Source organism: Candidatus Neomarinimicrobiota bacterium (genome assembly GCA_012964825.1).
Classification (GTDB): Bacteria; Fidelibacterota; Marinisomatia; order Marinisomatales; family S15-B10; genus UBA2125.
Genome location: DTTI01000069.1, coordinates 24916 through 41816 on the forward strand (window position 1 = coordinate 24916; position 16901 = coordinate 41816).

A 16901-nucleotide genomic window follows, 5' to 3' on the forward strand; every position below is an offset into this window, starting at 1 on the left:
TTAGGACTTCACCGCCACCATCATAATTTCAACGAGAGCATCCCGTGGAATCCGGGCCGCCTCTACTACGGCACGGGCAGGCTTGCTTTCACTGAAGTAGGTGGCATAGACATCATTCATGGCTTTGTAATCATTCAGGTCCGCCAGATATGCCTGGACCTGTACCACGTCTGAATAGTCAAAACCTGCTGCTTTAAGCACAGCACCGAGGTTCTTTAGTACCCGGTGGGTCTGGGCCTCAATGTTCCCCTCTACCAGCTTACCCGTAGAGGGGTCAAGAGCGATCTGGCCGGCAAGATAGAGTGTGCTTCCTACACGTATACCCTGAGAATAAGGGCCAATGGCCGCTGGGGCATTAGGTGTGGAAATAACCTCCCTGTCTCCACCCCCGCCGGCACAGGCCGAAAAGGCCAGTGCGGCAAGCAGTACAACTGTCTGTCGCACTAAGACTTACTGACGCCGTTCTTCACAATATCTGTCATGGCATCTGTGAAGCGGTCGATCTCTTCAATTGTGGTATAGACGTGAGGTGTTATCCTGCACCCTTCGAATTCAGGATGCTTGATGGGGACAACGAAAATACGATACTTATCCCACAGATGCGTGGACACATCGGCAGAATCGATCCCTTCCACCTGGACAGTAGCTATACCACACGCTTTCCCAGACTTAAGACTTGTGTGGAGTTTTACGCGATCATTTTCCAGAAGAGGTTTTGCCCACCGATTTCTCAAATAGACCATCCTTGCCTCTTTATTCTTACTACCGATTCCCTGATGGAACGTGAGGGCGTCACCTATGGCCAGATAGTTAGCAGCCGGGTGGGTCCCTATCTCCTCAAACTTGCGGATATCATCATGCTCACATTGCCCAGGCGCCTGCATGGGCCAGAGATCGGCGATCAAGTCCTTCTTAACATAGAGCAAGCCGGTACCGTGAGGAGCACAAAGCCACTTATGGAGACTGGTGGCATAATAGTCACATCCCAAGTCCGAAGCATTAAAGTCGAAATGGGCGAAAGTATGGGCACCATCTACAATTACCGGGATACCTTTCTTTCGGGCCATTTGCACAATCTTCTTAACAGGGAGAATTTGCCCTGTAATGTTGATCATGTGGCACATAAGGATCATTTTGGTTTTGGAAGTAATTCCCTTTTTAAATAATCGCACAACTTCATCGTCATCCTCCGCAGGGATAGGAATCTTGAACTGTTTCATAACAATACCGTCCCTACACTCTCTCTGCTTGAATGTATTAATCATTCTGCCATAGTCCTGTGTTGTGGTGAGGACTTCATCACCGGGCTCAAAGTCAAAGCCGTTCTGGCAGATCTGGAGGCCTTCTGAGGCGTTCCGGGTTAAAGCGATCTCTTCCGCGTCGCAACCGTGAAAACGAGCCAGACGCCGCCGAACAGGTTCTCGCTGGGGCTCCAGAATGCGCCACATGGAATAAGCCGGTGAAGTGTTGGAAAAATCGAGATGGCGCTTCATAGCTTCCTGGACTACAGCTGGAGATGGGCTGACGCCGCCATTGTTCAAATTAATCAAGCCACGATCTGCGGTGTACGCCTGCTGAATCTCAAACCAGAATGATTCATCTTTGGCAATATCAGATGGGTCTCCTTTAATTCCTCTCACCGATGCCAGTGCCCTGTTCATGAGGGTCGGTTCTATGACAGCAACCGCTGCTGCTGCAGCCATCGGTTTCCCAATCGTTCCCATAAATGATCTTCGATCCATTGTTCTCATAAGAATCTCCTATAAAATTAATTTCCCTTAAGTGTACAACTGACAAACCACTTTTTCAAGAACATCAAATATGATTATATAGGACTATCCGGCTTCAGATATTTAGCCAGGAATTTCCAGATTTTCAGTCTTATCTCTCTGGCTTGGCCAAAATCCATTCTATCAAAAGAGTGGCCCCCGGGAATGTCTTCAAAAATTTCGTATTCAAAACCTTTTTTTCCATTTGCCTTAAGAGCTTGTACAAGACGTTCAACCTCAAGAACGTTTACATCGGCATCATTGGTATTGGTATGGATAAGTAAAGGTGTTCCATCATATTTCTCGGTATTCCAAGAGGGTGATCGCTTTTTGTACTCCTCTACATCCTCATTAGCCGCTTTCCCGATATGATAATCAACAGAGTAAAGATCACGATAACGCTGTGTCTTATATCCCATGCGAGCGATAAGGTCGCTCACAGGCACACCAGCATAAGCAACAGTATAATCATTGCCATGTTCGAAAATATTCATCAAAGCGTGGAGACCACCATGACTCCAGCCGACAATACCTACCCGTTTTGGATCAAGAAAATCGTAGCGCTCAAGCATATAATTCCTTGCGGAGTAGGTGTCCTCTATTTCCAACCCGCCGTAATCGATAGCCTCGTAGGTCCCGCGTCCGTAACCAGTACTGCCCCGGTACTCAGGTGCCACGATGGTGTAACCCTGTGTCAGCAATTCACGCAAGATATTGGTGAACCCGGATGAGAAATTGCTGTGAACACCGCCATGAGGCAGTACAATGAGAGGCTGTTTTTTCTTTTTGTTCAGATTTTTTGGAATAAATACATAAGTGCGAAACCGCCATGGATTGTTAGCGCCTTGTGCTGTAGGGTTAGGCTGATGTTGCAAAGGAGGGCCAGTAATGCTGGCCATATCAACCTCAGCAATATCCCCCAATCGATGGAAAAACATTAGATCGTCCACTTGACGGGAAACTTGATCGAGCTTGTGGTGAAGATATTCATTCTGTCTCTCAAGTTGAGATTTAATATCGCTGAGATTCGGAGGTGTTTCTTCCTGTGCTACAATGGGAAATGCACAAAACATTGTTATAACAACAATCAGTCCTCGAACGGTATTCAAGCTATAGTTCATTTTATCCCCCTTCGTTTAATCAGTATGACTCTGTATCCGCTCAGCCATCCACCTGTTCAGCCACAAAAGCATGGCCAGAACTGCACCCCATTGAACCAGGCATGTCATAACACTGTATGGCGACATGGGATTGTACCAGTCATCCGGCGCATAGACTGTAGCTGAGAGGGATAGCCACCAAACAAGAAGTGCTATGCCTAGAATTGGGACAATGAATTTTATGTTTTTATCCCACCATGCACCTAAATCCCAGTCATTTTTATTCTGTAACACCTCTTTCTCCCGCAGGACCGTAACTCCGTACCGCATAACTGCCACAGCCACAAAAATGCCGGATATCATGAGAGCCACTCCCCAGACAAAATCCTGATTCCCGAATAAAACAAGATTCCGTGCAGATGGGATACCCAAGAGATAACTGACGACCGCCACACAAACGATGGCTGTTTTCCTTTTCAGGCCAAGATCAATAAGATTCCGGCTGGTGAGCTCCATCATTGAGATGAGTGAAGAAAAACCGGCAAAAGAGAGCCCCAGAAAAAATAGAATAGCCACCAGTTTCCCCATGGGCATTTTGGCAAAAAGCTGTGGCATCCAGATGAAGGTGAGGCCAGTAGCGGCGGGGCCGCTTTCTTTCATAATACCAAGAATTTCACCGTTAGTCTTCCCTTCCATTCCGAGAATGGAAAATACGGTGCCGAACACCATGAGGGCCGCAAGGAGTGATACCACATTGTTACCGATGGCCGTAATAAACGCATTCTTCACAATGCCGTATCGCCGCCTGATATAGATGGCATAGGTAAGGAAAAGCCCCCAACCGGCACCGGTATCCCAGGCGTTTTGGGTCAAAGCCTCCAGCCAGAGCTTGGGATTACTGAGCTGACTCCACTGGGGCGTAAAAAGGTAAGCCACGCCATTCCAGGCGCCGGGCAAGGTTAAAGCACGAATTACAGAAAGAACAACAATAGCTAACAATGTTGGAATAAGCACCTTGTTGACTTTTTCAATAGATGAAACACCCCGCCAGATGGCCATCGCCCCTACTGCCATGGCCATACCATGAAAAAGCAGGGGTAAAGCACTTGCCTGGTAATTGTTCCACAGTGACCATGACGCTTCCGTTGTTTGAGGAAGAGGTTGGAACAGCATCTGAATAAAGTAATAAATACACCACCCCACCACCACAGAATAGTAGAACGTGATGGCCGTGGTGACCAAACCAACGAATCCGCCCATCCAAGCAAACTTCCCTCCCACAAGAGAAACAAACGCACCTATGGTCCCCTTTCGGGATTTTCTCCCCATGATATACTCAGCTATGATGAGTGGAATGCTCCAAAGGAAAAGGAAAATGACCCACGCCACAAGAAATGCACCGGCCCCATCGTCACCACCGTTTGTAGCGGCAATCCGGGGGAACCGCCAGATATTGCCTGTTCCCACGGCAATTCCTAGCGCACTCATAAGAAATGCCGATCTTGACGAAAAACGTTGTTCAGATTCTCGCTGTTCCAAACTACCCTCTCTCTATTTAATCAGAATTCAACCGTTTGACGCGTACCAAATCCCGGCCCCAGGAGAATAGCATTAAGCAGCATTCGCTCGCCACCATAGAAATATGCCCTGAAGTTAGGATCGGTGGCAAACAGGATTACCTGCCCCTTGCCCACGGATTCCCTCGCACAGTAGACAGAATTTGCCCACCGTTCTCGCGCTTCCGGCCAGAGAATCCCGGAGATTTTAACATTGTCATAATTAGCGAACCGACCAGCCACATCACTGTTATCTTTTGAAACATAGCTGTATGAGTTGTCTACCAAAATGGGGACATCGGATCCCAAACCGAACGAGAGCCAGTGTTCCTCATCCAGATCGATACGCATAATGACACCTTGCGGTGACAGTTGCCTGGCCAGTTTATCCGCCTGCTTGGCGGTTTTTGAATCAAACTTTCCTGCAGTCTCTTGCTTACTTTTTGCCGGTCGTTTCCCTTCCCAAACGGCCAGGCTATCCACAGTAGGAGATGCGGCCTGCTGATACAGTGAGAAGGCAGTGGTGTATTCATCCAGTTTGTCCAGAACCTGCCGTTTCTGCCGGACTGATACTAGTGAAACAGAGCTGTCGGCCACAAAAGCGGCCGCTGCGCCGACAGCAATGAGGGTACCACCATCTTCAACCCACTCCCGGAGATGTTTTACTCCACCTTCAGAAAGAAGTCTCTTGTAGGTTCGCGGCCCGCCGTAGGTAGATGGAAGGATCAGCACATTATATTTATCGAGATCAGTCCCCGCTAATGATGTGGAACTCAATGTCGATGTTGCCATATTCATTCTGGCGTCCAGCGTGTGCCAGATGTTGCCAAAACTGTAGGGCGATATGGTCTCACCACCCACCAGGGCGATCTTGGGACGGGCAAGCAATTCAAACTCACCGCCGCCGGGATCAGATCCTACTGAGGCAAGACCATAATCAATACTTTTGAAGGTGACACCCGTCTCTTCAGCGATCTCTTGAAGTGTCCGCTCTGAAAGGTGGCGGTTAGCATTGCTCCGAACGAGAAAACTTCCCCGGGGATAGCTTTCCCCATCCACTTTAAACGGTTCACTACCAGACCAAACCTTAGCACCGGCATCCAGTAACCTCGCCAGAGCCAACACAGCCCTATCATCGGCCCCTGAAAAAACGTAACCGACCTTAGGGTCTCTGCCGGAGAGTCGCCCTTGAATGTGGCCTGACTCATGAGCGCGGGACTTGACAGTCGGCACGCTGTCAGAAAAGTAGGCGTCCATATCGTAGCCCAATGCAAGAGACCATCCGGTAGCGTCATAAAGTCGGGAGTCGTCATACTTCAGCCTTTCTTTCCGCTGACTTTTCAGGAATTCACTATTGTGCCTGATCTCAAAGGTGAGAATGGCTTCAACAAGATTTCGATTCGGCTGGTCAAGAGGTACAATGAGGGTCCTTTCAGGGAAATTTATCCGCTTCACCGGTTTCCCATCTCTACCCGTGATGTTGCGAAGCTCAAAACTTTCCTGGGCCACTTCAACTTCAATACCCTGAAAAGTGAGCGCAGAAGCGAATTTTTCAAATCGGCTTATGTTATCATTAGGTACAAACAGGAACGCCTCCCGCCGCGTTTTATTACCATTTCCGGCGGCGGATTTTCTGTGGTTGTAGTAATCCCGGAGAAGAGTCTCACGGTTCGAGGCTGCTGTCAAAAGATTTGCCATGGAACTGGTGAAGTGATGATGCACTGTTTCACGATAGGTCATCACCGTTCCATCAGGCCGTTTCACGCGAGAGCCGTCCACACCGGCCTGTTCATAAAGTACGCCTATTGCCCCCAGAAACATTGGCCAAGAACTGCCGTAACCAGGATACATCTCTTCGTTCCACTCCCGAGTGTAATAGCTCCACCCTTGCTCATCGAAAGCCTTTGCCTGGTCCTTGGCGAACTGGTCCCACCATTTGAAGGTTTCCTTGGGAAGGAACGGATTGAAAGGCTCCCGGGGTGGTGAAAAAAGATATGTGTCATAGGGCCCCATCTCGTGGCAATCGAGAACAAACTGGGGATTCCACTTCAGGATTCCTTCCACCCGTCCTCGCGTCTCCGGGTGCACCAAGAGAAACCAATCCCTGTTGAGGTCAAACAGATAGTGGTTCCCTCTGCCGTAGGGCCAGACGCCCCTGTGATGGAGGCTCTGGATATCACTGCTGGGAATAACGCTGTTGTATTGCTCCATCTGTTTAACAAAGCGCATACGCCCGTCAGGGTTTTGCATGGGGTCAATACAGACCACCATATTGTCCAAAATGTTTCGTGTTGTTCTGTCCCGCCCGGCTAACAGCTGGTAAGCAAGATAAACGGAAGCGTCCACGCTGGAAACTTCATCCCCGTGTATACCGTAGCCTAACCATGCGACAGTAGGTAGAGATTTGATCAGCTTTTCCGCTTGAGTTGTGTTCACCTTGAGGTGGGCCAAGTCCGCCATCTGTTCACGAATCTCTTCCAATCGGTCAAAGTTCTTCTCAGACGTCACCACCAGATAGACCAGCTCCCGTCCCTCAAAAGAATGGGCGTAGACATTCAATTGAGCGTTCGGTGCTGTCTCTGACAAATAGGTAAAATAAGACATCACTTCCGCATGAGTAATAGACCGGCCTCCCAGTTCGAAACCAAGGAATTCACTGGGAGACTGGATATCAGCCCGGTATGACCCTCCTTTGAAGAAGGGAGCAGTGTAGTCTCCAAGACCTGGCGATGGATGGGTACGCATGCTCTGGCCAGTCAGAGCGGTCGTTAATATCAGCAGTACCATTTTTTTCATAACTCTTTCTCCATATTGTAACATTCTGAAAACAGATCCTTGCATTCACATAAAATTGCTGCCGTGGCACCCCAAACCTTTAACTGTTCAAAATGGAAATAGGGAACGTCCACATCAAAGCCCCTAATTTCCCTCTGTTCCCGTTTTACCCTCGAGTCGTCAAGCAACGTCTCCACCTGAATCTTATGGAGCGCCGCAACTTCAGCCTCATCAATTAGCACTTCAGGCACCGTCTCACTCCACCCCACAAAAGGGTGTACCCTGAAACCGCTGACCGGTATAAATAGTGGTGTCATTGCACCAAGCACTTTCACTGATGCCGGTACAATACCGATCTCTTCATTGGTTTCCCTAAGGGCCGTTTCTTCCAGAGATTCACCCTGTTCCTGAGCGCCGCCGGGCAGTGAAATCTGGCCACGGTGATACTCAACGACATGGGAACGTTCCATTAGAAAGAATGACCATTCTTCACCTTCCTCAAAGAGAAGCACAAGCACAGCTGACGGCATTGCATCTGCTTCATTTCGGGCTAAAGGCGGAATATATGGAGGACGAGGTGCCATCTTAATTTGCGCCATCACACCCGGGAGGGATTTCATGAGATGTGATCGCAATTCAATGATGAATGGAGGTGCTATCGCGATCGCTCTGTCTCCACCCAAATTTTTACCTGATCTTCCAGCACATCAAGAGGAACTGAGCCGTTCCCCAAGACTACGTCATGAAATTCTCTCACATCAAAATCTTCTTTGAGAACATTTTCACTATAACGTCGCAGTTCTTTGATTTTTAACTCTCCCATCTTGTATGCCAATGCCTGTCCCGGCCATGCAATATATCTATCCGTTTCTGTAGTCACTTCATGGATGGGCAGGGCTGTCCGTGTAGTCATATAGTCCATGGCTTCATCTCGTGTCCAGCCAAATGCATGAATACCTGTATCCACAACAAGCCTGCAAGCCCTCCACATTTCGTAAGTGAGCCTGCCAAAATTGTTATAGGGATCGGTATAGAAACCCGCCTCGAGGCCAAGCCATTCCGAGTAAAGTCCCCACCCTTCACCAAAGGCTGATAGAGAAAGATGCCGTCTGAACTTGGGAACATCTTCCAATTCCCGGGCAATGGCGTTCTGAAGATGGTGTCCCGGTACAGCTTCGTGCAGAGTCAGAGCTTCGAGATTGTAAAGGGGACGAATCTCCAATGCATAGGTGTTGACCCAGTAATAACCCGGTTCTCTCGACCCTTGTGCTGGTCCCACATATCGGCCGCCGGTGTATTTCGGCGCAATATGCTCTGGTACAGCTTGCACACCATAGGGCAAGCGGGGCAAATTCTTGAAAAGTGACGGAAGTTGGGCGTCCATTTTCTTGGCAATAAAGGACGCCTCTTTCAAAAGATCCTCAGGCGTTTTGGCGTAAAACTGACGATCGGTCCTTAGAAAATATAAAAAATCCTGAAAAGTACCTTCAAACCCAACTTCCTTGATGATATCTGTCATTTCTTTTTTGATTCTTTCTACCTCTTTGAGACCTACTTTATAAATCTCTTCTGGTGACAGGTCGAGTGTTGTGAAGTGACGGGCCCGTTGCTCATAATAAGCCCTTCCGTCCGGAAACTCCGATGCACCGATGGTTTTTCTGGCGTTGGGGTAATACTCATCATTGAAAAATGTGAGAAACTGTTTGTATCCCTCAACAGCACCTGTCATGACGGCTTTTCCTCCCGCCTCTCTCAATCTATCGTACTCATGAGATGGAATGGAGACGGGGAAAGAGAAAAAAGGTTCATAAAAAACACTTTCCTCAGGGTTGTTCACAACATGAGTGGAAATGGTTACGTTGTATCCCTTCAGAACAATCTGCGGCACTGTCATCCCTGTCCTGATACCTTCCCGCATGAGTGTGATGTGCTGTGCTATGTAGTCAGGAATGGCGTTCAGACGGGCAATGTAATTCTCATAGTCAGCTACACTTTTCAGGGGAATACCTTTCGGAAGTCTGGCGAGTCCGATATGAAAGCCTGAATCAGCATTAAGTGGCATTAAATAGGCTTTGAACTTGGTGTCCGCAAGACGATCCTCCACAACTCGGTGGAAAATCCTATAATTGATGCGACTTTTCTCATTAAGTCCACTCTGTTCTATGCTGTCGAGCCGCTGTAGAATATCCTGCCAGTAGTGTGCCCGTCGCTGAATATCTTCTTCAGTAACCAACGGTAACCTGTCATTGGCGGTGTGAACACCAACACCCGTAGCAAAAAGGGGGTTCTCCTTCAATCTAAACGACCACGCATCGTCGAAGATGGTCTGAAGTGCTATATCCGGATTTTGACGGAGACAGCCTGTGGTGGAAATCACCCAAATGATACCAATAAACGGCAACGATCGTTTTATCACTGTACGTTTACCCCATCTTCAGCCTGAAAGTGGCATCTCTGTCAAGGAAAGATGTCAAGTTAACGTTTTCTGTCCGAAGAATTGAGCCTATTTGGCGTAGCGGTTCTGCGATATGCGAGAAGTTTTTCCAAACGTTCCAGCTCAGCCGACGCCTTTTCGTCTCCCAAGTAGGCGGCCTGACGAAGATATTCAGCCGCTCCCTCCAGTGCGTCGTTTTTTTCAAGGAGTGTTGCCAGATCACGCCTCAGTTCGGTACTGTTGGGTTTCCCCCAAAGTTTTTTCTCCAGTACATCCCTCTCCTCTTCAAATTGAAATATATCCTTGAATAGACTGTTGTACATCCGGGCAGCTTCCCGGTCTCCCAATTTCTTGTTCACCTCAGAAAGTCCGTAAAGCACTTCTGACTTCCTTGGGTTTAAATCATGAGCTTTTTCAAAACTGTCTTTTGCTTCACTCCAATCTCCTAGACGCTGGTGAGCCTGACCCAGATGAAACCAGATATCAGGACTGTTTACTTCCAGTTTTAAAGCTTCTTTCAGAAATACTTTCGCTTCTTCCGGCCGGTTCTGTGCCAGTGCCACGAGACCTTGAAAAAGCTTCAACGGAGCAGCTGACTGATTGAGCTTTGAAGCCTCATTCAGAGCAGTTTCTGCTTTCTCAAGCTGTGACAAATAATAAAGAGCAACTCCTCGCTTGTAATTTCCAGACCAGAGGTCCGGCTCCAGAGCTACAGCACGAGTATAAGCCCTTAAAGCATCGCTGTGTCGCGAACCTGATTTGTGAATATCGCCTAACTCAATGTAGATCATCGCAGCTGAGGGATTCGCCTCTGTCCCTTGTTCAAGAATACTGAGTGCCTCTCTTTGCCGACCAAGGCTGATGTAGATCCTGCTTAGTGTAACGTATGACTTAGATCCGGTGGGACTAATGCGCATAGCGGTTTGTACATGTTCAATGGCCTTCCCGTAATCTTGGATTAGAAAATAGGCCTCTCCTAGATCGTGATGAACTTGAGGAAGTTCAGGGCGACGAGTGATGACACGGATAAAATGGGGAATGGCCGTCCTGGGTTGGCCTGCTCCAACATAGGCTCTCCCTAACCAATACCACCCAAAAAGATTATCGGGATCAACCTCAGTTGCTTTCCCCAACCATTCAATGGCCTCACTGAAATTGCCCAGCCGTATATCAATATCTCCGACATTCCTATATGCTAAAGCATATCCACCATCGAACTTTATTGCAGTAGTAAAATGAGATGCAGCTCTCTCCAGTTCACCCAACTCCTTATAGGCGGACCCAAGATTATTGTGAGCTTTCGCATTCTCAGGATCATACTTCAGAGCTGATTGATAGGCACTAATGGATTGCTGGTAGCTTTCCCCTCGGAAATAGAAATTACCGAATGAGATCCAGATATCCGGTTGGTTTGGCTTCAAGGAAAGGCTTTTTCGGTATGCCTCGGAGGCACCCATAATGTTACCAGAACGATCGTACGCTTTCGCCAAGCCTACCCAAGCTTCGAAATTCTCCGGCTCTTCGATAACAATTTCCCTTAACAAATCAGACGCTCGGCCGTAAAGGTCCTGATCCATAAGCCGATACGCCTCATCAAGGGGGTTCTCATGCTGTGCTTTCAGACACACGCACAGGATAGCTACAACTATGGCTGAATTGCGGATATTTTGCCTCCCGGCTGAACGTGGTAGTAGCGGTTCACTTCCACATCTTCAATGCGGTCAACACCACCCCCAGGCCATTTGATAGTAATCTCTTCCACTTTTTTGTCACCGCCTAATCCGAACAGAAGCCGCTTATCATTTGAGGAAAGGTAACTGGCCGCTGGATTGACAGTAGCGATCTGCGTCCCGCCGACACTCTTGACAGTCACCCTAGCGCCGATGGCGTCACGATTGTAGAGGCGACCCTCAAGCTGCAGACCTATCCAATTATTCCTGGGAATCCCTTCATTGATGAACAGACTTGCCTGCCCGCCGTTGTTTGAAATAACGACATCAGTGTCACCATCGTTATCTATATCACCAAAAGCAGCACCGCGACTTACTGTCGGTACCAAAAGGTCACCACCGATCTCATCTGTCTTCTCTACAAATGTGCCGTCACCTCTGCTGATGAACACCTGTTTTCGCTGAGCGTGAGTATAGTCGGGATTAAAAATCTCAATGTTGTCGATAACGTGTCCATTCACCACAAAGATATCGAGCCAACCGTCCAAATCAATATCAACAAATTTAGTGCCGAAACCGAGGACCTCAAGGCTCGGCTGACCCAATCCGGCGGCAAACGTCACATCTGTCAGAAATCCGTTCTGGTCATTTCTGTAAAGTGTATTGGACTCACCGCTGAAATTGGTGACAAACAGGTCGAACCAGCCATCGCGGTTGTAATCACCAAAGTCAACCCCCATTCCTGCCTCCGCCTGCCCATTTTCATTAAAACCGACGCCGGCAAAAAGGGCATCTTCCATGAAGGTCCCGGAACCGTCATTAATAAATAGATAGTTCATCACCTTATCATTTGCTACATAAACATCCATGTCACCATCGTTATCGAAATCAGCCGGAACCACCCCTAGACCCTTACCTTCAGCTTTGGAGATATTTGAGACTGCGGATATGTCCGAGAATGTCCCGTCCCCATTGTTGTGATAGAAGACATCGGGAACCCCTCTGAATACATCAGGATCACAATAAGCTCGCTGACTGCTCCTCTGATCACCACACCACGGATTTTTTTCGAGTGAATATTCCACGTAATTACTCACATAAATGTCCAGAAAGCCATCGTTGTCAGCATCGAAAAAGGCGGCGCTGGCGGACCAGGCAGGGTTAGAAATACCGGCCGCATAAGACGCATCGGCAAATGTGCCATCTCCCTCATTCCTGTACAGAATATCTGGTCCAAAGTTTGAGACATATAGGTCGGTATCTCCATCGTTGTCATAATCGGCAGCGGCACAGCCGATACCATAGGAAGTGTCCCCCAGACCAGATTCTCCCGTAACATCTGTGAATTCGTCACCGTCATTGCGAAAAAGCTGATTCCGAAGTGTGGTCTCTTTCTTCCATCCCGGTAGCGGCGCACCTTGCAGGAAAAAAACATCCAGGTCACCATCATTATCATAGTCCAGAAGGGCACATCCAGAGCCCATGGTCTCCACATAGAATTTCTGATCCGTGCCGCCATGATCATGCACAAAGTTCAATCCCATCTCCGCAGCCATGTCCTTGAATGAAAGGTTTTGTGCCGATATAGTGCCAAGCAACACAAAAAGGGACACAATTCTTTTCTCTCTCTTATGGGAGAAAGAATGAAAGAATCTCATTAATCCCCAACTCCAGAATAACGGCAGACTATTTCCAGAGCCTTAACAAGTGTCTTTGCACCCAGCACAGCGTTCTCTTCTATCAAATTCCCTTCTTGATCCAATGTGCCAAGACCGGGCCCCATGAACACCTTACCGCTGTATATGGTGGCCGGCTCTACACCCATAGCCTCTTGAGCCAGCACAATGGGGTTTGTGTTGGCCCAGAGATCCTCCAAAGTAAAAATAGGTATTCCGAATTCATCATCACACCACGTTTGTTCATAATTCAGTTCTGTTCCACCCAGCTGATAGGTTTTTGTAAATATGAGCTGATCCCGGAACTTCGATGGAGTAAACGATTTGAACTCCTCCAAAACAATCTCGTGAAAACGATCGATAGGGTCTTTCACACGATTCGGCTCGTCTCTTAGGATTTTCAGATAGGCCACGAGTCCTACCAGTGTGTCTCGACCTGGATCACAGAACGTATAGGCAGCTTTTCCATGGGATGACACTTCACCATACCTCTGTCCGCCCAGCCCCATCCCTTTCCGTATAGGATTCATTACTTCTTCCTTGCCTATGATCAGACCGCATGCAGGTGCCCTGCCTGCTTTGTCCATACTGTAGGTAATAACATCACACCCAATCTTTCGGGGGTCCATCCCAAGAAAAGGTATTGAACCGCCTGTATCAATAATGTAGGGAACATCAAAATTGGTGGCCACGTCACATAGTCCGCGGAGGAGTAGAGGCGTGCCGTCTTCATGTTGCTCACCGTGACCGTAACTGGGTGTATCATACCCAACGGCAGCAACCCCTACCAATGAATCAGCGTGACGGGCGGCTACTTTCTCAACCTCCGATAATGTGGCCGCTGAGTCAACTTTTGTCAGGAGAGAAGTGGGATTGAAACGGATACCGTGGGAATCGTACCTGGCACCTGCCATTCGGACGTAGAGAGTCTCCAAATTGGTCAAAGTTTTTCCCTCAACACCAAGTTCTCCTCCAGCAACAGTTCTATCTACCAGAAGATTTTTGTATCGGGGCGGGAAGGCGCGGCCATAGCCTCCCATCCATTCATAATCTTCGCTGTAGGGCATTAGGACACGACCGCGGTATGTTTCCCCTCGGTGCATGATAGGTGGAGCACATAAAGTCTCAAAACAGATTCTCAGGCATGCTTCACAGGTGTTGGCCGCCGCTGCGTCGTAATGGTCACCGTATACATCTTTCACTACTTCGCGGAGTTCGTCCTCCACCACACGCACAGGAAGTGTCTGGTTGCCTCGATTGGCTTCTACAATGGGATCAAGAACGTAATTGGGGAGATTCCCCGGCCGGGCCGAACTCCCAGCATAAAGACCAATATCACTCGCAAGTTTATTTAGCCCAAGTTCTTTGCCATAAGCCTCCGCTTCTGCAATGATTTCTGAAAGAGACTCATATATCTGCTGATACCATTGATATTTGAACTTCGAAATCATGAAAGTTGGAAATACTCTCCTGATTCTTTACGCTTCCAGATCACTTTATTCTTATCCATTACATTTAACTTGATACAATCAGGAACTGGGCACACATCAACACAGTCACCTACATACCAGCATTCACTTGGGTACAGCACAACTGGAACTCCACCTGGTTCTTGACTTGGGACAAAAACATCCGGTTGACATACCATCACACACAGATTGCATCCTATGCACGTCTCCGCATTGATAGAGACTGGAATAAACACATTGGTGTCACTAACAGCTACAGCCTTATTCTTCATACAGAATTCTCTTTAATATAGTCCTGATTATATTTTTCGTAATTCTCGTTCAGTGATGAATAGTAATCGATCGGTAGTTCACTTACTCGTACCCCGTTACTATTCTTACTCACGACGACAAACTTATGCCATTGGGGTGGATCTATCTCGGTATAGTCCGATCGCATAAAATGCAATTGCTTGCATGACGCCTTACGAGCAAGTGAGGAATGTATTACAATTTCAGCATTGGTCATGATATTTAGCACCTCCAAGGCGCGCATCAATTCATGAGGATTCCGTGCGAATACGTTCGTTCCGTCCTCTTTCCTTAGATCATGGAGTGCTTTCAAACCTCGATTCAACAGAACGTCTGACTTTTCTTCTCCACAATATTCCTGCATTATTTTAGTAATACTGACATTCAAATCTTTCCATTCAACACCTTTATCCAGTTTGGCTGGTGCATATGCTAATTCTCTTTCTTTTTTTACTTGGTTTTCCTCTACCACTGGCTCTGGGGCAGACATAGTATATCTAACCGCATGTCGTCCTGCGTAGTATCCCGTTGCTGCAGCGTGGCCATGACAGTCTGATGCAAAGAGAGTATCACCGGAAGCATATAGTCCTTCAAGATTGGTTCTAAGTTCCCAATTATTCACCAATCCCCCTGGAAGACCAAAAAACTGGCGCTCTGAAGGTTCAAACTTTGCCGACCACCAGCTATCACCATAGCTCCTTAATAAATCTTTGGAAGGGTCAAAACCGGCGTCTTCATACATTTTTTTAACCGGGATCTTGGTTTTACTTTCATGCCCAATCATAAGTCCCCAAATCGCCTTCCTTTCCATCTTCGGTAAACTTGAAAGGTCAGCATAGAACGGCAGTTTGTATCCCTTTTTGATAAGTTCTTCAGTCGGGGCAATATCAGGGCCGATATATTCATGCTTTTGAAACCATGTTTCTCCTCCTCCTTTTAAAAAAAATTTTTGCCCAGGAGCAGGGCGGCATCTGTCTGCAACTGTTTCAAGAACATTCCCATCACGATCAACCCAAGGAAGCTCACGTCCTGTAGCATCTACCATATTACAAGGATACCATGTGTTGTGCGTGTTTCCTGTTCCGTACGGTGGAAAACTCCTCGCACCGGACCATTCCGCACGGACAGATTTTTCCAGCATAGTAAACTCTGCTCCAATACGCCAACTGATGGCATGCCCATCTCCACAGGCTTGCATGGGCCGGAATTCAGAAATCCCCGCGAAATCAGGGGTAAACAGCCAAAGACGGCTCGGACGAGACGTACACAACACGGTAGCTTTTGCCCGTATAACAACAAACCTACCAGTATGCACATGAAAGCCAACCGCGCCCACAACCCTTCTCTTTGGCTTACCACCTTCAGTCAACAAACCTGTTATCATTGTTCTGTCAAGAATTCCCACATTTAAGCGTTGGCACTCTCGGTGAAGCGCTGGCTTGAATGTTGTCCCCCACGTTCGGATGGTATATCTGTTAACATAATCGTAAGCAAAAAGAAACTTTGTATGTTCATCTCTGAAATCAGCACCCTTGAATTCATCTTCTGTATCACGAATCTTTCCACCCATCCTCTCAAGATCAAGCAATCGATCGTACCCTTCTCTAGCCTCAATGTAATGTGAGATGCCGTTGTTGTATCCATCATTACTGTCAATTTGGGCGTGCGTTATCTCTTCTGGCGTCAGTGGACAGCAGGGATTTGTAACCGCATGCTCCCAGTGATCACATCCCGAACCCCCAGCGCCACTTCGGACTGTCCGCGCTTTTTCAACGAGGGTTACTGAAACACCTTTATTCCTTGCCGCTGCAATAGCAGCCCAACATCCGGCAATGCCACCACCAAGTATGAGAATGTCTGTATCTAATCTCTGCTCTTCTCCCCACTTAATGGGATATGGCCATTTAAACTCTGTTTGAGACTTTTTCATTTCAGTGAAATCAATCTGTCTTTATAAAAGTGTTTTCACTGCTGCTTTACTTGGTTCCACGCGGTGCAGTTTTTGACTTACTACAACAAATGCAGCGAATTAAAAAATGTAAGTCAATAAAAGTCCAAAATCCACATTTCTCAATCCACTTTTATACAGTACTAGATAATTTGAATACAATGCAATGTGAAGAAAATCTTCTAGTAATAATGGTGTCATTTCCATGTTGTT

12 protein-coding genes are annotated in these 16901 nt (G+C 47.6%); all 12 read right to left on the bottom strand.

The window, feature by feature from the left end:
• Positions 1-444 carry a RidA family protein gene (locus tag EYO21_06625; protein HIB03479.1) on the bottom strand — a complete coding sequence of 148 codons (444 nt, stop codon included), beginning with the start codon at positions 442-444 and terminating at the stop codon, positions 1-3.
• A complete protein-coding gene (locus EYO21_06630) occupies positions 444-1751 on the bottom strand; it encodes an aminotransferase class V-fold PLP-dependent enzyme (protein ID HIB03480.1) in 1308 nt (435 codons plus the stop codon). Before EYO21_06630 ends, EYO21_06625 begins: the two co-directional genes overlap by 1 nt.
• A 74-nt stretch (positions 1752-1825) precedes the next feature.
• Positions 1826-2842, bottom strand: coding sequence for a S9 family peptidase (locus EYO21_06635; protein ID HIB03481.1), 1017 nt, complete (start codon positions 2840-2842; stop codon positions 1826-1828).
• A gap of 63 nt (positions 2843-2905) precedes the next feature.
• On the bottom strand, positions 2906-4357 hold the full coding sequence (locus tag EYO21_06640; protein HIB03482.1) for a sodium-dependent transporter: 1452 nt from the start codon (positions 4355-4357) through the stop codon (positions 2906-2908).
• 71 nt (positions 4358-4428) lie between these two features.
• Positions 4429-7266 carry a hypothetical protein gene (locus EYO21_06645; GenBank protein HIB03483.1) on the bottom strand — a complete coding sequence of 946 codons (2838 nt, stop codon included), beginning with the start codon at positions 7264-7266 and terminating at the stop codon, positions 4429-4431.
• Positions 7218-7820: a CoA pyrophosphatase gene (locus tag EYO21_06650; GenBank protein HIB03484.1), complete on the bottom strand. Its 603-nt coding sequence runs from the start codon at positions 7818-7820 to the stop codon at positions 7218-7220. Before EYO21_06650 ends, EYO21_06645 begins: the two co-directional genes overlap by 49 nt.
• A gap of 35 nt (positions 7821-7855) precedes the next feature.
• A complete protein-coding gene (locus tag EYO21_06655; GenBank protein ID HIB03485.1) occupies positions 7856-9616 on the bottom strand; it encodes a DUF885 domain-containing protein in 1761 nt (586 codons plus the stop codon).
• Between the two features lie 59 nt (positions 9617-9675).
• Positions 9676-11262: a tetratricopeptide repeat protein gene (locus EYO21_06660; protein ID HIB03486.1), complete on the bottom strand. Its 1587-nt coding sequence runs from the start codon at positions 11260-11262 to the stop codon at positions 9676-9678.
• Positions 11263-11279: 17 nt separating this feature from the next.
• Positions 11280-12788 (bottom strand): CRTAC1 family protein, encoded by a 1509-nt coding sequence (locus EYO21_06665; protein ID HIB03487.1) that lies wholly within the window; start codon positions 12786-12788, stop codon positions 11280-11282.
• Positions 12789-12961: 173 nt separating this feature from the next.
• Positions 12962-14431, bottom strand: a complete 1470-nt coding sequence (locus EYO21_06670) for a hypothetical protein (GenBank protein HIB03488.1) — start codon at positions 14429-14431, stop codon at positions 12962-12964.
• Positions 14428-14721, bottom strand: coding sequence for a ferredoxin family protein (locus EYO21_06675; protein ID HIB03489.1), 294 nt, complete (start codon positions 14719-14721; stop codon positions 14428-14430). Before EYO21_06675 ends, EYO21_06670 begins: the two co-directional genes overlap by 4 nt.
• Positions 14718-16670, bottom strand: coding sequence for an FAD-dependent oxidoreductase (locus EYO21_06680; protein HIB03490.1), 1953 nt, complete (start codon positions 16668-16670; stop codon positions 14718-14720). Before EYO21_06680 ends, EYO21_06675 begins: the two co-directional genes overlap by 4 nt.
• Positions 16671-16901 lie beyond the last annotated feature (231 nt).